16 protein-coding genes and 1 other annotated feature are annotated in these 23,526 nt (G+C 44.9%); of the genes, 1 reads left to right on the plus strand and 15 read right to left on the minus strand.

The features are described 5' to 3' along the window. Window positions 1-11 precede the first annotated feature (11 nt). Both ACIFSR_RS02865 and ACIFSR_RS02870 read right to left on the minus strand, forming a co-directional pair. Complete coding sequence (locus tag ACIFSR_RS02865; protein WP_430054817.1) at window positions 12-1,883, minus strand: arginine--tRNA ligase; 1,872 nt, start codon at window positions 1,881-1,883, stop codon at window positions 12-14. A 46-nt stretch (window positions 1,884-1,929) separates the two neighbouring features. After that, window positions 1,930-2,166: a binding site (T-box leader), on the minus strand. Between the two features lie 76 nt (window positions 2,167-2,242). Beyond that, window positions 2,243-2,779 (minus strand): hypothetical protein, encoded by a 537-nt coding sequence (locus ACIFSR_RS02870; RefSeq protein ID WP_430054820.1) that lies wholly within the window; start codon window positions 2,777-2,779, stop codon window positions 2,243-2,245. Window positions 2,780-2,899: 120 nt separating this feature from the next. Here ACIFSR_RS02870 and ACIFSR_RS02875 point away from each other — a divergent pair, with 120 nt between their 5' ends. Beyond that, entirely contained in the window at window positions 2,900-3,265 is a 366-nt protein-coding gene (locus ACIFSR_RS02875; protein WP_430054822.1) for a VOC family protein, read from the plus strand. Between the two features lie 119 nt (window positions 3,266-3,384). Here ACIFSR_RS02875 and ACIFSR_RS02880 read toward each other — a convergent pair whose 3' ends face one another. From ACIFSR_RS02880 to ACIFSR_RS02940, 13 genes are all read right to left on the minus strand, one after another. Further along, complete coding sequence (locus ACIFSR_RS02880; protein ID WP_430054824.1) at window positions 3,385-7,818, minus strand: endo-1,4-beta-xylanase; 4,434 nt, start codon at window positions 7,816-7,818, stop codon at window positions 3,385-3,387. Between the two features lie 302 nt (window positions 7,819-8,120). Further along, window positions 8,121-8,525, minus strand: coding sequence for a hypothetical protein (locus tag ACIFSR_RS02885; RefSeq protein ID WP_339209045.1), 405 nt, complete (start codon window positions 8,523-8,525; stop codon window positions 8,121-8,123). A gap of 452 nt (window positions 8,526-8,977) precedes the next feature. Next, window positions 8,978-9,724 (minus strand): type I methionyl aminopeptidase, encoded by a 747-nt coding sequence (gene map / locus ACIFSR_RS02890; protein WP_430054827.1) that lies wholly within the window; start codon window positions 9,722-9,724, stop codon window positions 8,978-8,980. A gap of 188 nt (window positions 9,725-9,912) precedes the next feature. After that, window positions 9,913-10,848 (minus strand): aminoglycoside phosphotransferase family protein, encoded by a 936-nt coding sequence (locus tag ACIFSR_RS02895; protein ID WP_430054828.1) that lies wholly within the window; start codon window positions 10,846-10,848, stop codon window positions 9,913-9,915. Window positions 10,849-11,012: 164 nt separating this feature from the next. Beyond that, a complete protein-coding gene (locus ACIFSR_RS02900) occupies window positions 11,013-11,324 on the minus strand; it encodes a rhodanese-like domain-containing protein (protein WP_430054830.1) in 312 nt (103 codons plus the stop codon). 106 nt (window positions 11,325-11,430) lie between these two features. Next, the gene (locus ACIFSR_RS02905) at window positions 11,431-12,507 is read right to left on the minus strand and encodes a CHAP domain-containing protein (RefSeq protein ID WP_430054832.1); all 1,077 of its coding nucleotides are present in this window, start codon (window positions 12,505-12,507) and stop codon (window positions 11,431-11,433) included. A 32-nt stretch (window positions 12,508-12,539) separates the two neighbouring features. Further along, window positions 12,540-15,503 carry a VWA domain-containing protein gene (locus ACIFSR_RS02910; RefSeq protein WP_430054834.1) on the minus strand — a complete coding sequence of 988 codons (2,964 nt, stop codon included), beginning with the start codon at window positions 15,501-15,503 and terminating at the stop codon, window positions 12,540-12,542. Further along, complete coding sequence (locus tag ACIFSR_RS02915; RefSeq protein ID WP_430054835.1) at window positions 15,487-17,475, minus strand: vWA domain-containing protein; 1,989 nt, start codon at window positions 17,473-17,475, stop codon at window positions 15,487-15,489. The genes ACIFSR_RS02910 and ACIFSR_RS02915 overlap by 17 nt, the downstream gene beginning before the upstream one ends. Window positions 17,476-17,563: 88 nt before the next feature. Continuing rightward, window positions 17,564-18,574 (minus strand): DUF58 domain-containing protein, encoded by a 1,011-nt coding sequence (locus ACIFSR_RS02920; RefSeq protein WP_430054837.1) that lies wholly within the window; start codon window positions 18,572-18,574, stop codon window positions 17,564-17,566. Continuing rightward, complete coding sequence (locus ACIFSR_RS02925; protein WP_430054838.1) at window positions 18,571-19,560, minus strand: AAA family ATPase; 990 nt, start codon at window positions 19,558-19,560, stop codon at window positions 18,571-18,573. The genes ACIFSR_RS02920 and ACIFSR_RS02925 overlap by 4 nt, the downstream gene beginning before the upstream one ends. 15 nt (window positions 19,561-19,575) lie before the next feature. Beyond that, the gene (locus ACIFSR_RS02930) at window positions 19,576-21,390 is read right to left on the minus strand and encodes a hypothetical protein (RefSeq protein WP_430054840.1); all 1,815 of its coding nucleotides are present in this window, start codon (window positions 21,388-21,390) and stop codon (window positions 19,576-19,578) included. Between the two features lie 230 nt (window positions 21,391-21,620). Beyond that, window positions 21,621-22,526 carry an ABC transporter permease gene (locus ACIFSR_RS02935; RefSeq protein WP_339209028.1) on the minus strand — a complete coding sequence of 302 codons (906 nt, stop codon included), beginning with the start codon at window positions 22,524-22,526 and terminating at the stop codon, window positions 21,621-21,623. Next, the gene (locus ACIFSR_RS02940) at window positions 22,523-23,455 is read right to left on the minus strand and encodes an ABC transporter ATP-binding protein (protein ID WP_339209598.1); all 933 of its coding nucleotides are present in this window, start codon (window positions 23,453-23,455) and stop codon (window positions 22,523-22,525) included. Before ACIFSR_RS02940 ends, ACIFSR_RS02935 begins: the two co-directional genes overlap by 4 nt. Window positions 23,456-23,526: the final 71 nt, after the last annotated feature.

Genomic DNA, 23,526 nt, shown 5'->3' on the forward strand with positions numbered 1-23,526 from the left:
GGAACATCTGTTTACATTCTATTTGGCGCTGGAAGTCCCAGTATGTGAAGTGCATCCTGCATCGTTTGCTTATAACGCTCGGTGAGCCAAATACGCAAGCTTTTCGCTGAGCCTTCAGCCTTCAAAATAGGACATGTAGCGTAGAAATGGTTAAACAACGCGGAAAGATCATATACATACGTACAAAGCTGATTAGGAGACAGCTCCAAAGCGGCAGCTTCCAGCGTTTCAGGCCAATAAGCTAATTGTCTCAGTAATGAATGCTCTTGAATCTCAAGATCGCTAATCTCAGCTAGAGCTTGTGGGTTAAACTCCGTGTCGCCTGCTCTCTTCAAAATACTGCTGGAGCGAGCATACGTATACATCAGATAAACACCTGTATTGCCGGATATTTCGGTTGCTTGATCAAGATCAAACACAACCTCTGTTTGCAAATGAAAACGAAGCAAGTAATAACGAATCGATGCTGCTGCTATCGTACGACTTGCCAAGCCGCCTTTACGGGATCTTTTTGCGTCTATGATTTGTTCCATTCTTACTAAGAAATCCGCTATTTTTATGCCGATTCCTTGCCTGCCTGACATCGCATACGCATGCTTGCCGTCTGACGTATCGATACCTAAACCACTTGCCGTATTTGGGCTTAATGCAACAACACCATAACTGACATGTTTCAACTGTTCTGCTTGCTCCTGAAAACCCAAAGCGAGCAATGCTTGTTTAACCATAGCTTGAGGATACTCTTGGCGCTGATCAATTACGTTTATGACCATATCCGCATGACCGATTTTTTTCCTTGCACCGCTTGTATGCGTTGACCACAGACCATCAGAAAACTTCTGGTAACGGAAATCGTTATCGAGCAATCCAAACTTCCACAGATGGTAAGCAATATCTTTGGCCGTATAAGTCAAAATACCGTTTGAGCGAACGAGCACTTTATCTGCGTGGAAATCCGATTGTTCCTCTGGTTCTCCTTTTTCATCAGAATGCTTCAGCACATAACAGCCCTTCAGCTTCCCTTCTGTTTCCTTGCGGAATATTCCCGTTGATTGCAGCAGTTCAAACGCGCGAGCCCAGAAGCCTTCACGCACAATATTGCTTTCCCATACTAGAACATCATAAGTGATGCCAAACTGCTTCATTTCCTCGACATGCTCTCGTACAATTCTTTCTGCGACCAACAAGCCCATCCATGCTACATTCGAATGCCCTTCTTCCAGCTCTGCAAGAACCTTGGTACGTTGTTCAAGCAATTCTGGCTGCTCTTTATAAGCCCGATTAATGCTTGAATACGTATCCCAGCAAAAATCCCCAAAACGCTCATAAGGCAGCACCGACTTTGTCTGAAGAATGCCTACCACCGTATCCGCCAATTGGTTGCCTAGATCATCAATGTAGTTATGCACCTCAACCTGATGACCCGTCCTTTTGAGCATTCGCGCAATCGTATCGCCTACGCAGGAATTACGCAAATGACCAATATGCGCTGATTTATTTGGATTGATAGATGTATGCTCAACAAGCACTTTTTTGTTAACTGTCGTTTTCTGCGAAGATAGCTGATCTGCATTGACTGCCCACCAAGGCCAATTCACATAGAAATTAAGAAACCCGGGTGAAGCAATTTCAATCTTTTTTATGGATGAGGAAAGACTTGGATGCTTGATTAATTTTTGTTTGAAGTCGTCTGCAATCAATGAAGGCGCACGTTTTAAAAGCCTTGCCAGCTGCATTGCAATATTGCTGCTATAATCGCCATGCGCTAAGTTAACGGGATGCTCGACCGCAATTTTGAAATTTCCAGGTCGCTCTGTACGTCCCTCTTCCAGCATGCCTTGCGTTATTTCTTCAATTGCTCCAATAATCAGCTTATGAATCATTGTAATTCCTCCTATTATCAAAATAAAAAAGGCCCCCGTCTCTAAAATAAGAGACGAGAGCCATAAAGATCCCGTGGTACCACTCTAAGTGCCAAGCCTAATAAGCAGCTTGACCCCTCATTTTCGTAACGGTCAATGACCGGATTTGCCTACTAAGCAACTTCGTTCGTTTCGGCAAACCATTTCATGGGCCCGCTTCATCTAAGACATCCGTACCGGCTTCCACTAACCCGGCTCGCTGCAACTATCGGTCCTAGACTACTGTCCCAATCGCTAATGTTGTTATTTCCAACTCATATGCTTAGAAGTATTTATACAGGAAGTGTATCTCGGTGTCAAGTCTCGCTGCATTTTTCGAACTATAACTTCCATTTGTTCAACGGTTCATCATCCCACACTTGCACTTCGATGTATCTTTCTGGTCCTCTTTCTCCCTTGGCATTCCATTCTTGTGGCAATCCAAATTCTCTTACTACTTCAAAGATCTCGTTCATAGTATAGACCTGACCTCGATAAGGCTTTCCGTCTTGGAGCCTCATCGTCGGAAACAAATCTCCATAAGTAAAACTAATCGTATTTGGCTTGAAATTCGACATTGGAACTTGCAGTACTTTACCTGCTGGATACCATTCTAAGAGCCATGGACATTCCCCGAGAGTCATATAATGGGGAAACTTCCGAATGGGCATGCCGCCTTTATCTATATATAAATCTCTTGCTTTTAATTCGAGACTCCGTCGAATTTCCAGATAATCCGCGGACCGTTTGCTGGCGAAGCCTTTATTTTGAACAATGATTTCGTTTAAAACACTAGCTGCTTCCTCTGGATTTAAGTCTGATAAATTGCGGAATGGACCCGTAGATTCATCATAGTAGTGATATAAGAATTCAAGCATGCCTACATTCCCCCACTCCATAAAAAGTATAATACTACTTATTGTTGCTTTTCAATATGGAAAATAGTAGAATTGTTTGTAGAACGTATGTTCTTATTTATGAAAAAGGAGTTGGACCTGATGTTTAAGAAACTAGAATGCGTTTGCATTCACACGATCGAAATTGAGAAATCTCTTGCCTTTTACACTGCGATGGGTCTAACTGAAAGCTGGAAAATAGAACGAGCATTAGAGGATGGGTTTGTTTGGAAAATCATCGGTCTAAAATTTCCAATGAAGGACAGCTCTGAACTTGTTCTTAGCAATCATCCTGACAACAAATTTACTGAAGTTGAAATTCTGGTTGAAGATGTCCGTGAAGCACACAACGAGTTAAGCAAAAATGAAGAAATTCAATGGATTAGAACACCCTTTGCTACGGAGTCTCGACATGTCGCTGTCTTCGAAGCCCCTGATGGCAACGTTTTCGTTCTAGTTGGAAAATAAACCAAAAGCCGTTAAGAAGAGTTGTATATGGGCCAACCTCTAATGGGTCCAGCACTCATATCCCAACAAACATCTTATCGGCTCTTTTTTAACTCATTTCTATTAGAAATTCATAGAAGTTATTTCGTAGATTTTTGCAGCAACTGATATAAAATAACAGCTGCTTGTGCACGGCTTGCCGTTTGATTTGGTGCAAAGCTACCATTGCCCATGCCATTAATTGTACCTGCTGCTTGCAGCATGGCTACAGCCTCTTTGGCATATTCAGCAATTGCTGCTGCATCATTGAACTCGACTTTATCGTTCACTTGTTCTAACGTTATGCCTGCTTTTTGCAACGCTCTGTATGCCATTGCTGCCATATCCTGACGGTTAATTTTATCATTAATGCCAAATGTCCCATCTGACAACCCTGTAACAATGCCTAATTGCTGAGCTGAAGCAACTGAATTATAATACCAAGCGCCTTCCTTCACATCATGGAATGTGCTGATCGCTCCTGTTTGCTTCAGGTTTAGCGTTTGAATAAGCATATGGATAAACTCTGCTCTCGTCACTGAACGATTAGGCTCGAAAGCTTGTGAAGATGCACCTGTAACGATGCCACGAGCTGCAAGCCCGATAATACTGTCTTTCGCCCATGAAACGGAAGATATATCTTTAAAGCTTACATCGATTGAAAGGGCTGCAAATTTACTAAAATGAGTCGTATTAAACTTGGCTATACCTGTAACAGCATCGTATCTGCTATTCGCAAGTACTTCAAGCTTCCCGTCCTCAGAAATATACAGTATGACGATTTGATTTGCATTTTCGCCATTCTTCAACTCGTAAGGCACAGATACATTTACAGATAGACCATTACCAAACTGGCTTATCATCTTGCCGCCAATGATTAAGCTGAAATCATAAACCGCATTCGTTCCAATCTGTTCACGAACCTCGCTAGACAGTGTATCGGCTGCGATTTTATTAACAATGAGTTCAATATTTCCTGTCGATTCAGTGGCATCTAATAATGAAATCGGCAATTGAACAGTAGCAAGGCCAGCGTTGAATTCGATGGTTTTAATACCTGCCGTTTTCGCAGCTTGAACTTGCTCAACAGAAATATTGAAAGCGACCTGCTTCGCCTTATCTACAGCTTTAGCCTGGAATTTCAATAAACCAGCTTTAGCATCTGCAATAGCAGCTTTCACATCGGCAGCACTGATAGATGCCTTAGCATTGCCGTTCGCATCAATAGTAGCATTAATTTCTCCTGGCTTATTAGCAGGAATGCTGCCTGTGTTGCCGTTGCCGCCAGGACCTGGGTCTCCTCCGCCATCAGGCTTGCCAGCTAATACAAGCACACCTAATCGTGAGGTGTTCTCATAAGACTTTCCTGTAGGATCGTTCCACATCCATACACTATCTCTTTTACCCGTACCGTTATCATCATTGTTGACCTGTAGATCAAAACCAATGATCGTCTCGTTGCTTGGAGTGATCAAATCCAAGTTGATTGCAGCCTCTACAATGTAACCGGTAGCAATATTATCAGCCCCATAAACTGTCTTCGTCACCGAAGTGTAGTTGTCATGAGAGGCATGACCGCCAACCGTATGCAGATTTTTGTAATTAATTCGATACTGGCCATCATCACCCTCATAAGCGCTAGTTTTTCCATTGTTTTGATCTACGAAAACTTCAATGGAATCATGTTCCCATGGGTTTGGACTCGCATCCGATAATTTTTTGTCGGTTACCAAAGCATAAACATAAAGATGCTTATCGTCCCACATCGTATAAAATTCAGCTTTAGAGCCTTCGCCGCCTTCTACTTTAACTTGGGTAGCAAGCTTGCTCGCGCTCGCCCACATTGCATCCATTTCACCGTCGAGAATAGGCGTGCCATATTTTGCAGTTGATACTTTTGTTCCTGAGATAAGCGTCAACTCGCCATAACCGCTGCTATTCTGATCTTGATTGTTTCCAAGATCGCTCCACGAAATGATACTGCCATTCTTGCCATGCTCAGTACCGTCATCTGAACCAGAATCTGTGACGCGAATATCATAAGATACTTTGCTGTCCAATGTGCTTCCGCTTAACGGAATAGCAGCAGTAATCGTGTAACCTTTATTCGTTTCTACAGCGTTAGCTGCCCCTCTTTCAACCGATACCTTTTTAATTTCATTTCCGCTCTTCACGAACAAATCGACCTTATCACCAACAAATTTCGATGGATCAGTCACGATTGCCTTTACATAGATATTATTTTCATCCCACAGCACTTTCATCGCAGCTTCTAATACGCCGCTCTTCTCCAATGAAATAGCTGGAATTGTACTCCAGAAAATATCATTGATGTTGCTTGGGTTTGGACTTCCATTTGCAGCATTTGCCGTTTTCTTCACCGCTACCAGCTTCGTTGGATCAACCATTCCCCAATAAGCAGGTTTCGCTTGGAAGTTTTTATCGAAAGCAAATGGCGCGTCTTGACGAGTGACCGGACGATTGTGGAGCCATGTATGGTCGTCAGCGATACCCCAGAAGGTAACATTGCTTATCCAGCCTTCTGGATTTTCAGCTGTCCTGCCCAGATCATCCAATTTCTTCAATTCTTCGAATAGCTCTTTAAAACGGTAGCCTTGTTTGGCAAGCAAATCTTGAGGCACTTCTTGGTAGGCATCCGTGTTGTTCGAATAAACCGAGACATCAAATTCAGTTAATTGGTTGTCGAATCCGGCCTCACCGAACATCTTAATTGAATTAGAAATTTGCTGAATTGACGGTCCGCTAATGTTAATATGAGTTTGGTGGCCAACCGAATCAATAGGCACACCTTCTGCTTTTAATCTCTTTGCAAGGTTTAATAAAAAGTTTGCTTTTTGCGGATTATTTGTTCCGTAATCATTAATAACTAGCTTGGAATCCTTAGCCTTTGCATATTTTATCGGGTCTTGCGCATACAACTCATCGAGCAATCTACGCGTTTCAGTAAAGGCAACTTTAATGAAATCCTCGCCTGTTAATTGATACCATAAACTATTACGCATACCATTCGGTCTGCCTTCATCAATGACCTCATTCACGACATCCCAATCCGTTGCGACGTCTGCATATCTTGGCACCACAACGCTTAAAAAATCTTTTAGCCGACTGAGAACAAGCTCTTTGTTTTCTGGAGTTGGACTCAATACGGTGCCATTATCATCGTTAAACATCCAGTTTGCTGCTTGTTCATGCCACACAAGTGTGTGGAATCGCATGTTCACTTTGTTGTCTCTTGCGTATTTGGCAAGCCTGTCTGCACTCTCGAAATTGTAAGTTCCCTTTGTTGAATTAATTGAACCAGGCTTCATTGCATTCTCAGCAACGACTGAACTGAAATGCATATCTAGAAGTTCTCTGCTTTTCCCTTCAAGCTGAATCGGCTCTAGCGCTGCCCCTACTTTGAAATAATTTTGATAAACATCCTTCAGCTTCGCTAGATCTGTCTGAACAGGTAGGGATGTCTTAGGCGGCAGTTCCGTCATTAAGACCTTAATATCGTCGATATAATAAGCGTCACTTACTCCCGAACTTTCAACATAGAAGCTTAAATCTGTTAAATTTGAATTGAAACTAAATGTCCCCTTGAGCTGTACCCAATCTGTCGAAGCTACTGCTGCTGAAGCAATGCTTACCCAGCTCTTGGATCCACTCGCATCCAGTTCAGCCGATAACTTTATCGTTCTGGAAGCCGAAGGCACTTCAGTAAGCTTGACGAAAGCTGTAACCTCATATTTTGCATTTTTCGTCATTTTGTCGACTACACTAACGGTCGGCCCGTTCCAGTCCAACGTACGGCCTGTCGTTTTCAAGCTGTATTGGCCTGACTTTTGCTGTTCTTGCGATACCGTTACGGCTACGCCATCTCCTCTTGGTTTCCAGCCTTCGATTGTACCATCATCGAAGTTATAGCCGAATTCCAATGGCCCAATCGGAGTTCCTCCACCACTGCCGGGATTATCAGTTGGCGTATGATCTACAATCAAGAGATCATCAATAAACACGTCAGCAGTCGACGAAACTGTCTCCAAATACATCGTCATAGCTTTTGAGCCAGTAGGCCTCGTATACGATGTTTTGGAGAAGGTTGTCCAGCTTTGATCATCAATGTTTTGGTTGCCCACGATCCAATCAAAGTCATTCGTTTGATCAGTCATTCTCATCGTAACATGTGCTTGATCAGTACCCGCTCCAAGCTTTACTTTAAACGAAATATCGTAACTATGTCCCTCTTGAAGCAAAGCATTGAGCTCAATGCTCGGGCTGCAGCTAACACTCCCACGCCCAGATAACTTTAACGATTTTGATCCCGTTGCGGCCTGCTCTGAAGAAACGGCTGCCTGCGCAGTGCCTCCGCTGCAATTAAACGGCTGCCAGCTGCCAGCATTTCCATCCTCAAACCCATTTTGAAGCACTGTTGTTGCTGCAGCTTGAGCTGTGTTCTCGAATCTTCCTATCGGCGTCAGCATACCGAAGAGCAAAATGAACGCCAATAGCATACTTAACTTCCTTCGCATTTCCATCCCCCTTGTCATAAATATAGACTGATAACGCTTACAAAAAAATCTTATCAAAACAGAAAGGGATAAAATACCTGAAGAAATATAGATTGTACCCTAAAAATATTTGTTATATTTATTACTTTAACTAGAGGTTTACAGTTTACAAGGGATGAGTACCACCTAACGCAGTCGACAATTATTTCGCACAAAAAAGACCCTTATCTCAAAAATGAGAAAAGGGTTTAACCATTATTATCATTACTTTTAGTTGAAAATTGCATAATACGGAACCTGCACATTAGCGAGTTCAACAAGCTTTACATGCATTTTTGTTCATTTTCTGCAACTCCATTATTATCAATGATTAACTTCGCGCTCCCTGAAAGTGATTCGGTATAACCGCAGGCGACAGTCTCCTTCGTCATTCCCCTGTCATCCGTATATTTCAAGTATACGGCGCCTTCACCTGTTAATTTCAATTGCGGTTTTATTCGAACCGTGTCGCCAGCTTTAATTATTTTTGCATAGCTATGCTTTTCAGAGCTTGAGATAATTCCAGTTTCAACCGAAACGATATCATAATCCGATTGATTATTAATCGTCACAGAGAAGCTCTGCAGCATTCCGAAATTGTCAGTATTTGTTCTAAGCCAGTTGAATAAAAAAATGACAAGCAGCAAAGAGAAAACGCCCAAAAACATATATCCTATTTTCTTGCTCATTATGGCTCCTCCCTCTCTTCAAGGTGTTGATCTGATTATCGATGCGTTTTTCCTAAATATGTATGAATCCTCACTTCTGCCTGATATGTAATAAGACACTCTTTCTATTAAAAAAGTAACATGTCATTAAAAAAATGTTTCAAAAGAAGGGTCTTCCAAAAAGTTAACTTCGGAATCCATAACCAAGTTTTACATAATCTTATCTTAGAAAAAAGAACCTTCGTATCTACTTTCACTGTGACTTGTAAGGTTCTTTCTACATCCATAAAGTCTACTCGCTCACGCACTTTTGGGGACAGTTTCTAAACTTAGAATTTTGTTCTACAAAATAAAATAGCCTGTGGCCTGTTGTTCCACTAGGAACAAACAGGCACGCAGGCCAAGTACAATGAAATTTATAGTTGTGGCCATTAGGCCATATTAATTTGCTATAGTCTGTTCATTTATTACATCTATTGCTCGGTTAAAATAATCGGACCATTTTCTGTAATAGCAAGCGTGTGCTCGTATTGCGCAGATAAACCGCCATCGATCGTTCTAGCCGTCCATCCGTCTTCATCGATTTTGCTGTGGTACTTCCCAGTATTAAGCATAGGCTCAATTGTCAAAACCATCCCGGCCTTTAAACGTGTTCCGCGATTCGGCGGGCCATAATGAGGCACTTGAGGCTCCTCATGCATTTTCTGACCAATACCGTGACCTATAAAATCTCTTACAACCGAGAAACCTTGTGCTTCCGCAAAAACTTGAATCGCGTGAGATATGTCTCCGATTCTGTTTCCGACTACAGCCTGCTCTATCCCTTTATAAAGGGATTCCTTTGTCACATTAAGCAGCTTTTGCGATGTTTCCGATATATTTCCGACTGCATAAGACCAAGCGGAATCCGCTAACCAACCTTCTAAGTTAACCACCATATCAATGGTTACGATATCACCATCGACTAATGCCCGCTCACTTGGAAAACCGTGGCATATTACATCATTAACCGAGGCGCATGTTGCAAAAGGGTAGCCGTGATATCCTTTTTGTTCGGGAGTAGCTCCATTTTTTTGCAAAAAAGCTTCGACAAATTTATCAATCTCCAACGTCGTTTTGCCGGCTTGAATAAATGTTCGCAGTTCCCGGTGGCAAGCAGCTAAAATTTCACCAGCTTTTTTCATCTTTGCTATTTCTTCACTCGTCTTGATAACAATCATTTCAATCACCCAATCCTTTACTTCATGGACAATGATGCCTGAAGTATTTTTCTAAAAAACAGTGTGATTCTAAGGATACCTCAAATGGTCAAAAAAATATATCCAAACTGCACAAAAACCGTCAGCATGTTGTCAGTTGCGTGTTCTCATTATATGTGCAAATGTCTCTGCGTGTGTAGAGAGGCATTTTAAGGTTTTACCCTTTTTGGGAGAGATAGCAGCTTATCGCGAAGCTCGATATATGCATGATCCCAGCCCATTTTCGCAAAAAAACGAAGACCGTCCAGACCTTTAAAGTATCGAGCTCCAATAAGCCGTTCTTTAAAGTTTTCGATTGGTTTGCCTATATGCTCATAATGAACACGGAATGCTTCGCCCAAATCTATCCCAGGTATTGCTTCTTCTATCGTCGCTATATCGATCATAAAGTCGCCGTAGATGAACCCAGCATCTATAATTCCGGTAATGCTGCTGCCATCAGAAATAATATTCCACTCATGACAATCATTATGAACAAAATGTCTATGCGCTGCGTTATAGCTGCAAAATGCCAACAGCCTCGAATATATCTCTTCAAAAACATCACGCTCTAAACAGGTCGTCTGAAACAGCTCATGCCAGTTTTCCCAAAAGGTTCCCTCCTGATTCTCTGCAAAAGACGCTGCTACAAATGACTCCCAATCCGCATATTGACCATTTTTCCCGTCGATGACCGGGCCATATCCTGTTGTTTGTCCTAATTGAACCTGATTCATCTTGGAAATGACATGAACCAGATCCGGCACAACGGCCATTTTTTGCTCAGCCTGCAAATCCGCCAGTACGATTCCAAGCTTTCGCTCTGAAATACAATAGGAGAAATGCCGCTCTTCACCGATACCACAAACTTTCGGATAAGGCAACTCCTGTGAAGAAAGCAGATTTGAAATCGTCTCTTCCTGCAGAAATGATTCCTTGGATGAATTTAAGCGAATTACATACGGTTCATTTGCCCATTCGAAGAAAAAAACGCTGCTGAAATTACCGCCCTCATTAGCCATAATATGGCTTACTTCACTTCCAAAGTGGCGCTGCAGCACCGTATTCACTTCTTGAATCGATAAGCTCGGTTTCGTATGCGACATAATCAAGTCCCCCCAATAATTTGGATTAAATATAGCTTGATTTCATTAATCGCAGCAAGAGAAACAATAGATATATTCATTTGATACTTATTCCTCAAGTGATCTATTCCTGCATTCGATTATGCAAATAAAAAAAGCCCGCAATGGGCTTTTTTTGAAACCTATTATTCTCCAGTAGCTACTTCGCCTTGCCATTGAAGCATGCCGCCAGCTACGTTTACTACTTTAAAACCTTGAGATTCGAGATAATCACAAGCTTTCCCGCTGCGGCCACCGCTGCGGCAAATAATAAGGATCTCTTCTTCCCCTTGCTGAAACTCATCAATCCGCTCTTGGAGCGCCGATAGCGGAATGCTGCGTGCTTCTTTAATATGTCCTTCTTGCCACTCCTCTGTTTCACGAACATCAACTAGATTTAAGGTTTTACCTTCCTTCAACTGGCTCTCTAACTCGGCTGTCGTAATCTCTGAGTACATGTTACCCATCCCTTCAAGCGTTGCATTTATATTTTCATTTACAAGCATTGTAACGCTACGGCCAGCTCATGTCTATCTTGATTAACCTAGTTAATTGTTAATAACATTAAATAATTGGAACATACTCGCCGCTCCATTCATATTGGTAGTCATTGCTTATCCGTATATAACCCAGTATAAAGCGTTGTCTTTCCCTGTGAAAAACATCTGAGTAGTTCTGATTGTCTCGATTACCTTCGGCTACGAGGATTTGAGTATCCTCGCAACTCAAAATAATGCCAATATGATCATGAGGCTCATCAGAGAGCAGCTTATCGTAAATGACAATATCGCCTCGCTGAGGTGTAAATCCATCCTGCCCATCCTTATAAAAAAATCCGGTTTCAGGCAGCTGTGCCCATTCCAGCCAAGCAGCTACACCCGCGAAACGACAAACACCATTCGGGTAACGAATGGGGAGACGAAAACCGGCTAATTTGCAGCAATAATAAACAAATGCAGCGCACCAGCTATTTTTCAACACTTTATGGATATCAGAGTCCGGCCAATATCGGCATATCTCTCTATACCGTTCATCGCCAGGCACGCCAATAATATCTTTACTCGCAAGCGACTCTGCGATGTCAGCAAGCAGCTCCCGCGTTGTTGAACGCTCATCCGTCCCGCCAATATCACAGTTTATTAACGCTCCTACAGACTTGGCGGGAATCATAAGCTCATTTAATACCTTTTCAAGTCTACTTTTCCCGTCCTGATCAAAACAATGATTTGGCTGGTGAAGATACAATTGCAATAAATATGCGTCCTTTAAAATTTCTTCATAAGGCCCTTGGCTTCTGCTTCTGTCTTCATAATAAAAGATCGCTCTAAGAATTGTATTTTGCTCTTCCTTCGTAAACAGATCCAAATCCCGAATAAAAGGTCGTACGGATTCTGCGCTGTTAAGACCAGAAAACCCACTAATACCGGTTTTGTAATCATAATATCGGTGAAGCAATGCTGCGATTGAAGCGAGCTCGGCATCCTGTCCTCTTTTCATTGCCAACATGGAGGCCAAGCTAGCAACGCCGAAAAGATGAATAGACGCTTCTTGTTTTTTCGCCTCATTATTGATCGATGAAATCAATTCTTGTACAAAAAAACGAATGCTTTCCATTCGATGTTCTTTTTTTATCGTGTTCAAATAGACACCTCCTCCGCATGGATAGCAGTATACTAACGCTTCTTTCTGTTTTTCGCTGCAAGCAGACGATTGATTGTAGCTCCGTTCTCTGTTTTGCCTTGCAAATTCACTCGATTCGAATCTAGTTCTCTTGCAACGTTAGGATCATTTTCTTGCGCGCGCTCCACCTCTTTGGTTGGCACTTGTAAGCTCGTGTTCCTTGCAATAGAAACGTTCACTTTTTTCTCATCGTCCCGATTGCCTGAAGCATCTCCTGATTGGCCTTTTTCTTCACGATCTCGTGGATGGTTATCTCCGCTATAAAAACGGACTGCTTCTGACTTTCTTTCCTTTAAGCGACTCACAGAGCTTGACGAATGGGCACTTAAAGCTCTTTCGTTATCTCGCTGGATTGATAACTTCGTTTTTCTACTAAATGTTTGGATAAGCGGCTGAAACACACGATTCCATGAAATAGACAATCTGCGAATGGCGATATCAAGCAGCCATAGCACCAGTGCTGCCACGAGAAGGCCATGTGTCCAGTTATAAACTTGCCGTGTAAGAATAGGTTCAAATTGGAAGGCTTGCTTTGGGTCTATTGGATCTAAAATTCTTCCACTAGTTGTGGCGGCCACCTGTTCAAGCAGCTTTAAACCATCCTGATTTGCGATTCGATATTCTGGCGAATAAGGGATCACAAATCCTGCCGTATTCCCATTTTGAATAGACGAGTGACTATCCCCTTGACCAATCTGCGCCAAATAAACACCGGGTTCAGTAACCGTTAGCTTCGTTTCAAATTCACCTGGTGCCACTGGCATTAATCGCTTCCGTTCGCTTACTCCCTCTTGATTCAGAATAGCTGCAGAAAGCTTGCTGTCAGCCCCTGCTCCCTCCGCCTGTGAATGAACGGTTACCTTTGCTTCAGTACCATTCACTTGTGCAGTAATGGAATAGGGTGCACGCTCAAACTGGGGAAACGTCCATTTTACCCAATCAACGAAAACTTTAGGAAGCTCAGCCCATTGCACCCATTGGCTTGACCATTTTCCGCTTAAATCACTAGTCCATGCAACCGTCCTTCCAGAACCATAAGACCAGCGAGCGAGGAGTGGATCGCCTTCGGGTGTCCATAATGCAATCTCAGCTGTTTCTTTTGGCGTAGTTGCTATATAGGCATGGATTACAGGCAAACCATTGCGCCAAAGGGAAGACCACTCTCCTGCTTGACCGATACTTGGGGTGAAGGTTTGCTCCACGACGTACGTTCTAGACATCATCACGGTCTCTCGGCTAAAAATAGCGGGAAGCGTGCTTTCGTCTTTCGTAAAGTAATACCGCCCTTTGGCATTTTTCGCTAGCTGCTCAAGCAGTCTCTGATCAGCGCCTTCTCCTACAGCAACTGTCGACAGCGTCATATTTTTCTCATTCATTGCATCTGTAATCGTATTGTAGTTGGCATTCGTTGAAGATTGACCATCCGTCAGCAAAATCATGTGCTTGCGCTGTGCGTCAAGCTTATTTAAACCTTCATAACCTTCATTCAGCGCTGAAAATATTTCGGTGCCTCCTTCAGGCTGAATGCTTTGGATTTGATCAAGGACAGCTTGGCGATCTGTAAGCTTCGTCGGCTTTACAACCCACCAAGGCGAAGAATCAAACGCAACTACTCCTACTGTATCGGTATCTCGCAGCAGCTCAATCGTTCGCATGGCAGCTTCTTTCGCTAGATCAAGCTTGCCATCCGACATGCTTCCAGATCGATCAATGACGAGTACAAGTCCTAGCGATGGAATTTGTTTTCTTCCTTGCAGGTCCATATATACGGGTAACGCACGCTCAACTGGCGTTTTGAAATAACCGCCAAGCCCAAAGCTTTCGTCGCCTCCGACCATCATCAAGCCTACCCCATAATCGCTAACCGCTTTTGCAATCCATTCCATAGGCTTCTCAGCTATTCGCGCAGCGGATACATTATTCAAAATAATGCTGTCATATGCTGCATATTGTGCTAGCTCAACCGACAATTGCTCGGGCATGATCGTCTCGTAACGGATGACGGAAGCTTGCAGTGCAGCTTCTATGTTAGCTGAGGAATCAGGAACGCCTTCCACAATTAATACGTTTGGTGGACCGCTTACCCGGCTAAAGGCATGTGCAGTATTATTTGCCGGCTGTTCATCGCCTGCCGTAAATATTTCAGCTCTAAAACGGTGAAAGCCGGGGTCCAGCGCAACGCTTTGCAGCGAATAACGATTTTCGCCTCTTTCAAGCTGGATATCCGAAACTGAGAGCTCAGCATCATCTGCATAGAGACGAAGCTGTGCCTGACCCGCAATTGTACTGTTAATGGCAATCTCAAAGGTAAAGGTCTCCCCTTGCTTAAGAGCTGCCGGTACATTTAGTTCTTCAATCGAGGTGTCCGTTACAACCGAAGTGTTGATATCGACAACATCGACTGAAATACCTGCATTTTTGAGCATACGTGCTTGTCGAAGCACATCACCTGTATTTTCTGCACCATCAGAGAGCAGAACAATATGTCCTCCGCCTTCTTTTTGCAGCATAGCTCCTGCTAACTGAAGCCCTTGTGACAGATCGGTATAGTTCCGATTGACATTCGCTTGGAAATTAAACTCGGTATCCCCTGCTAATTCCTCATTCGTAACCGTCCGTTCAACTGCCGCATTCAACCCAGAAGAAATGATTCCTCCCCGATCAGCTTCTTCTTTAGCAGTCCACGCCTCATTTATCCACTTGCCTATTCGTTTATCGGCTCGCATGCTCTCTGACCTGTCAGCGACAAATACGAGGCTGCGCTGCTCTCGCTCAATAAATGGCTGGACTTGAGCTGCAATTGCAATCAGGAGCAATAGTATAATCGAGCGTGTGACAATAGACATTATTTTTCTGCGGCCGCGAAGTCGAAGGGTCATTTTGAACATCCAAACGATATATAAAAGCCAAGGAAGCAGCAATAGAAACGCGAGCGGGAACTCAGCCTGAAAGCCCACGGCGATACACCTCCCATTCAGCTGCCATAATGAAGAGCAATAAAATCGCAACATACAATTGCAACGATATCTGCTGTTCTTCTGTTGAACGATCTATGCCGGTAGCTGGAGCGAGCTCAGAGGTTGCGTTTGGCAAAAACACCCCTTCAACGGCTCCATTATTCTGAAGCTCCTCATGATCAACCGTGACAGCGAGCAACCGGCTGCTTACAGCGGTTTGATCTTTGTCGCTTTCTACGAGGCGGTATAACCCTGGAATGGAAGGTGCGATATATAATCCAGCTGAATCCAAATCAAGCTCTGCTGACTGACGAAGCAGCGCACGCTCAGCTTGGGAGTCTCCTCCTGTAAGCTCAACCGCTTCCCATGCCGCTTTGACCGTATTCGTATGTAGAGAAATTTCCATTAACTGATCTGCAATAACAGAACCAAGCTCAAGGTGAGAACCACCGCTCATCCACTGTGCAGCTTGAAGGATAAGAATCGGAAACTCTGGCCGGAGCGGCAAATCTGTATCTTGAAAATTAAAAGTAAAGCGCAGCTTCGCCTTGCCATTCTCCTTGCCTGCATAAATTGCCGGTATTCCGCCATAGCTAAGTACCGGCTCTCCCCATAAAAGTTCAGATGCAGCAGGCTTCTCCAGTCGACCGATATGCGTATCAGCAAATGTGATATAAGTCGTAAGGGGATGCTCCTTCTTCTCTACTCTCGTGTTCGATGGAATGCTTGCTTTTTCATCCGATTGATCGGGATGATCGATCATCCATAGCGGCTTTGATTTAAGCAGCATGGACCATTCAGAGTCGGCCAGCAGCCGTTCATTCATCCCATCTAAAATAATCCAATCCAGCTTATCAACCTGCTCACCTGTTGGAACGACGCTGTCTGGACTTATTTTTACCGTTTGTACGCCTGCCAGCTGAAGTGCTTTCTCCAGAAACAAATTTCCTTCCGAAATGAGAAGTGCTTGCCTAGCACTTGGAATTGTCGGAAATTGAAATGCCGTGTTATCAATGACAACAGCATCCATACGTTGTTCAATTCTGGCCTTGTAATAAAGGGCTGGAGGAAGATCAACGATCTCCACGCTTTCCCAATCGCCTGCTGGAACAATAACGGTTCGATTTGCAGCTAAAATCTGCTTTTTCACGTCACTCTCATCATTTGCAGCGAATACATCAAGCTTTACTGTCTGCTCCCGCTTACTGTCATTTTGAATCGTAATCATACCCACACTTTTACCGCTATCGTTCGAATCTGCTTTGATGCCAAAATATAAAAGCGATACATTGCTGTCAGAGCTCGCTTGTCCTACGATTACACGCTCAACTTTTGCATGCAGGTTAAGCTTGTTGGCTTCTGCAGCATCTGACCACTGGCCATCTGTAAAAATTACGACTTCTCCATGTGAATCCTCTTGCAACAAAGAATCTGCTAACGAAAGGGCTGCGGTATGATCTGTTTTTCCATAAAAAGGAGTTATCGCTTGCAGTTGTCGTTTCATCTGCTCTTTGTTTCTTTGGCGATTCGTCAACACTTCAGGCTGTGCGCCTGTGGCAACAATCGTAATCAATCGAGCAATCGATTGTTTGTCAAGCCAGATCTCTGCTGCTTCTATTGCTGATTCAAGGCTTGTCTTCGCACTAAGATTGATATCTCCTGTTTTTGCCGACATGCTTGCAGAACGATCAATGAGGAGGATAGCATGACCAGATGGTGCTGCCTGCCTCAAGACTATGGGCTCCATTAAAGCGAAAACGAGTATTAGAGCAACAAGCAGCTGCAAAATGAGAAGCCAGCGGCTGCGGAGCTTTTGCCATGGCCGATTCGCTTCCTGCTCCTGCAATACCCGTCTCCATAGCAGGTGACTAGCGATACGCTGGTTCTTATAGGTTCTCTTTAGGATATACATGGCAGCGATAGCTGGCAACGCAAATGCAAACCAAGCCGATGCCACGGACAAAAACTGCATCCAATACCCTCCAATCCATTCTAATCATGCTTTAAAGAGATCTAGGAAAGTACTTATGCAAAAACCTTATAAAGCGATAAATTTGGAACTAGCTGTTAAGTACATGAGAGGATAAAAAAGTGTGTCTAACTGTTTCCTCTAATGAAACACCAGTATCCACGAAAATATAAGAGGCGCCGCGTGCTGCGCATATGCTCTTCAGTTCATTTTGAAAGCCTGCAACCGCACTGCGGTATTCATGAAGCAGCTTTTGACCTATCGCTACTTCCTTTCCCGTCCCCAACTCGCAGTCAATTAACTTGAGTTCTCCGCTCAAATCGGGGCTCAACTCTTCAGGCGACAATAGATGTACCAGCACGACCTGTTGACCTGCTGCTGTTAACGAAATGAGCGTTTCTTCGATTCCCTGTTCAAACATTGCATCTGTAAGTACCCACGCGGAACCGGAACGTCTCGGCAATGCAGCCGCCGTCTGGAATGGTGCTGCCATGTTAACGAATTTTTTTATTGCGGCTGGGGAAGAAGAATCGCTATCCCTCTCAAGCTGCTGCATGGCATCTGCTAAAAAATGAAAAAGCTTTGATGAAGAAACACGCCCGTGCAGCGGCTGCAGCTCTCTAATGATCGTATCACGAAACAAACGCACCGATATTCGATCATCACCGCAAAGCGCGATATGCCCTAAACATGCAGCTAGTCTTAATGCATATTGAAGCTTGTTTGTATCTGAATGTCCAAAAGCCATGGATTGTGATACATCGATGTAGAGGCTAACCTGCAGCTCTTGTTCATCCCAATATTGCCGAATAAACGCTTTGCCTGTTCGGCCGTAAACATTCCAATCTATTCGGCGAATATCATCACCGGATGAATAAGGCCGATAATCAGCAAATTCTTGCGATCCGCCAAGTGAGCTGGAGCGCCTTTTGCCTGCCAGCAAACCTTTGATGCGGTTACCTGCACGAATACGCATTCGTTCAAGCTCCGTAAGAAAAGATAGATTAGGAAATAATAGCTTCAAAGCTTCCTGATTCGAAAGTCCGGCAGATGGAGAATAGGCATTCTGTAATGAGTTTGCTGATTCTTTGCTCACGCTCATCGCGCGGCCTCCACAGCCGTTAAAATGGCTTTGGACATCTGGTCGCTTGACATGCCTATCGCTTGTGCCTCATAGCTAAGCACGAGTCGATGCCGAAGCACCGGCAAAGCCGTTTGCCGAATGTCATTCCAAGAAATATGAAGCCTTCCAGCTGATAATGCTCTAACTTTACTTACAGCGATAATGGCTTGAACAGCACGCGGCCCCGCTCCGAATCTAACGTATCGTTTAACCTCTTCAGGTGCGTCAGGCTCGCCAGCATGCGACATCATAACAACCTTAACCGCTAAATCAAGCACCTCATCGGCGACTAAAACCTGTCTAGCGGACATCTGCAGATCCATTAATTCAGCCGCGGAAAGAACAACCGATACTTTGGGCTGAGTAATTGAAGTTGTGCGAAGCACGATTTGTTTAAGCTCCTCGCGGCTTGGAAAATCCACTCCAATTTTGAGCAAAAAACGATCAAGCTGTGCTTCTGGCAGCGGATAGGTTCCCTCTTGTTCTATCGGATTTTGGGTAGCCAGCACAAAAAAAGGTTTTGGCAGCTGATGCGTCTCCCCGCCTGCTGTTACTGTACCCTCTTGCATAGCCTCCAGCAATGCGCTTTGTGTTTTAGGCGTCGCCCGATTGATCTCATCAGCGAGCACTAAATTTCCAAAAATCGGCCCTGCTTGAAACCGATGTGCGGCTGCGCCTTGGGTACCAAAATCTATTAAAGTTGTACCCGTAATATCCGAAGGCATCAAATCAGGTGTAAATTGGATACGAGAAAACTGCAAAGAGATGCAATCCGCAACAGTGCGGATCAGCATCGTTTTGCCAAGGCCTGGTATTCCTTCAAGAAGGGCATGACCCCCAGCAAGCAAACACCAGAGCAGCTGCTCCACAACGGCATGTTGACCAACGATGACACGGCCAATCTCTTCTTTCAATGCAGCAATCCTCGCGGCAGCCTCATCTAACTGTGCTTTGGATTCAATCATATCGGATCATCTCCATTATCGGTTCGGTTGAATTTGATCAAAATATTGCTTAACCTTCTCCTGCATACTATCAGGCAGCTGTGAGCGTCCTAGCGATTGCTTCGCTTCTGCTGCATATTCGTTATAGACATCCTCATAAGGACGTGTCGTTCCATCGATCATCGGGGATTGACCGCCATTTACGGTCTGTCCCCCTGTTGATGGACCACCATCCTGCTGCACATTCCCGGAGCCTTGCATCGTACGAGGCGTTGTGATCAAATTTCTGCCGCTGACTCCTGTGCCAGCTCCTGGTCCAGTGCCGGAGCCAGTGCCAGAACCAGATCCAGAGCCAGATCCAGAACCTGAGCCAGAGCCAGAGCTAGAGCTAGAGCTAGAGCTAGAGCTAGAGCTAGAGCTAGAGCTAGAGCCAGTGCCAGACCCGGAGCTAGAGCCAGAGCTAGAGCCAGAGCTAGAGCCAGCGCTGGAGCTAGTGCCAGAGTTTGAACCAGAGCCAGTGCCAGTGGCAGTGCCAGTGCCAGAGTTTGAACCAGAGCCAGTGCTGGAGCTAGTGCCAGTGCTAGAGCTAGTGCCAGTGCTAGAGCTAGTGCCAGAGCTAGAGCTAGAGCCAGTGCCGGGCGCAATACCCGCGGCGCCTTCCGCAGCAAGCTGCTGTGCCAGCTGCTGCCCGCTTTGCCCGAGCTGGCCCGCCATACCTCGGGCCAACTGCTCCAGCTCGCCCTGCGATAATTCGCGGGCGAGCGCTTTCTCAAGCGCCGCGAGTGCATCGCCGGCGCTCTCGCCATCCGGGGCGGCTCCGCCGTCCGCCCCGGCATCACCTGCGGCGCGCGCCTGCTGCGCCGCCTGTTCAAGCGCCGCAGCAAGCTGTGCGGCGCCCTGCTCTTGCGGCTGCTCTGCTGCCAGCCGCTCAAGTGCACTCGCCAGCGCTTCACGCTGCGCTGGCGACAGTTGGTGCAGCTGCCATCGCATAGCGTCGATCGCTTGCTGCATGCCTGCGGCGTCTCGGTCCTGCAAAGCTTGACCGAGCTGCCGCAGGCTTGGTTCATTGCTCATCGCATTTGCCGCAGCTTCCAACCGCTTCGCCGTTTTCTGCGCCGCTTCAGCTGCTAATTCCAGCTTGTTAATCGCAGCCTCCAGCTGCTCTAGCGCCTCAGTTCCATCGCTGCCCAGCGAATCGAGCTTGCTGCGCAGCTCCTTTAGAGGTTTAAGCAGCTCCTGCTTCTGATCCTCTGGCAGCTCTGCTGCCTCCGCGAGATCAGTAAGCTTCTCCGTTTCTTGCTCCAGCGCCACAAGCCTTTCCTTTGCCACTGCGAGCGCTTCCGCTCGTTCGTCAAGTGAATTTGGCAGGAATAGCAGTATCGCCAAAACGATCCATACAGCAGCTGCGCTATAGATCAGCAAACGCCAGCTTCGCCATTCTGGCCACGGCAGCGAAGAATGCAATCCGCTCACATATTTATCTGCAGCCTCTGTTGCCACTTCCCGCTGCATGATAATGATCGGATGAGCCTGATCTTCTTCACGCATTAACCCATCAAGAGCAGTCGATATCGCATCCTCGGTTACTTGTTTATCCATCATTCTAGCTGCTTCCCTTAAGGAAGCACGCTTCCATAATCCAATACCCACACCAACAACGAAACCTAAACTAGCAATGATGAACACAAGCAGTCGAACATGCAAAATAGGCCACAGCCTGCTCGCACCAAGCAGCAAAAGGCCGGCAGCACTGCTTCCAAGTAAACCTATCAGCGCATAACGGCTCACTGTAAACATTGTCAACCTGCGTCTAACAGGCTGGAGCAGTTCAACCAACGACTTCTTTTGCATAACTGGCCCTCCTATAAGTTTTGCGCAGCAAAACTTTACTTCGTAAGCATCATTTGCGCAGCAAAACTTTACTTCGTAAGCATCATTTACGCAGCAAAACTTTACTTCGTAAGCATCATTTGCGCAGCAAACTTTACTTCGTAAGCATCTTTTTCATTGCAAAACCTTACTCTAACGCATTTTTTGCTTCACAGCTCTCTCTTTCGTAACCATAATTTCTTTTTCAAGCATTATTTCCGTCTCAAGCGAGGACGAAGTCTACGAATGCCCAGCCATAGAGCAAGGATGGAGAGAAGCGTATAGATAATAATGAACTCCTGCCACAATGCAAGCGGCGCGTTATTCCCTTTTTGTCCAATCGAATTTACAGAAAAGGCTTGATTTGAGACGAGCGGATCTAAAATGCTGTACAAAGCAGCCGCAGGATTCAAGGCAATAATATGACCGATCCAGCTATAAGCATTTGTAGTCGTTTGCGGCATTTGTTCCATCACGCCTACGAGTACAATAAATAATAATGCTGTTCCGCCAAACATAAACAACGTAACGCCATACGTTACGATGACAGAAATCATCGTTCGCTTGAATAATGTCGAGAATAATATGCCGAAGGAGCCGAGTACAAACATAATAAATAAATAAAACAAGAAAACAAGAAAGAGCTGTTCTGGCGAGATGCCGCCATACAAAAAGATCATGCTGTATACAGGAATCGTACTGATCACAATCAGTACCATAAAGCTTAGTGACGATACAAGCTTGCTAAGCACAATCGTTGCTGAGCTTTGCTGCGTCGTGAGCAGCAAATTAAGGGTCTGCTTCTCGCGTTCGCCGCTAATAACACCAGAAGTGAGGCCTGGTGCCATGAAAGCAATCAAACCAAGCTGTGCCATGCTCATAAAATAAAATAAAATCTTGCTTTGCTCAGGATTATAGGACTGTCCTCGTCCAGAAGTTACTTCAGTTAAATAAATAGCGCTTAAAGCCATTAAGCCGATTGCAAATAAGTAAAAGAACAGCGTCCACATCGCGCGAGGCGTCCTCATTCTAAGCTTGAACTCTTTATTCAATACGGGATTGATAAGCTGGTGACGCCAGCTCATTCGGCCTGCTCTTGCCGCGGATTGCTCCTTCATTCGAGTCCGTCTCCCCCTTTCGTAATTTCCAAAAACACATCCTCAAGATTCGTCTGTGCTTCACTGAAGGAGATCAGCTGAAAACCTGCAGCAACCAGATCATGAAGCAGCTGCGATTGCTCGGCATCCTGTCCGCCAAAGTGAATTTGTATTCCACGTTCATCTCGAAAAATTCGGTTAACATAAGGGCGATCACGCAAAAACAGCTCCGCTTCTGACTCCCGATCAACTAATCTCACATGCAGGAAACGTTTGACACGCAATCTATTTTGAATATCTGCGACATTTCCGATCGCAATCATTTCACCATGCTCAATGACGCCGATTTCATCTACCATTTCGGCGAGCTCAGGCAATATATGTGAAGAAATGATGATCGTTTTCCCCATTGACTTCAGCTCTCGCAATATCTCTCTCATCTCAATCCGTGCTCGAGGATCAAGACCGGAAGCAGGCTCATCCAAAATAAGCAGCTCTGGATCATGAACGAGGCAGCGTGCCAAGCAAAGCCGCTGCTTCATCCCCCGAGACAGCGAGTCAACGTAAGCATCTTTTTTATCACTCAAATTGACCAGCTCCAGCAATTGCGGAATCAGCTGCTCCCGCTCCGCCTTCGGTATACCATAGCTGGCGCCATAGAAATGCAAATATTCTAACGTTTTGAATTGGTCATACACACCAAAAAAATCCGGCATATATCCAATTCGCTTACGCACCTCATGCGGATGTTTGGTCACGTCAAATCCGTCTACTTTTGCGATGCCTGAGGTCGGTATCATTAATGTCGCAAGAATAGACATCGTCGTTGATTTTCCTGCCCCATTGGGCCCAACAAAACCAAATACCGTTCCCTTCGGAATTGTTAGATCTATCGATTTAAGCGCTTGAAACGTTCCGAATGTTTTGGAAAGCTGTTTGATTTCAATCATCGGAACCAGAGGCGCATCATTTGATGGTTGTTCCGCAGGTTCTGTTTTAGGCACTTCCACATTAATGATCT

This window comes from Paenibacillus sp. NRS-1760 (genome assembly GCF_050467785.1).
Taxonomy (GTDB): domain Bacteria; phylum Bacillota; class Bacilli; order Paenibacillales; family Paenibacillaceae; genus Pristimantibacillus.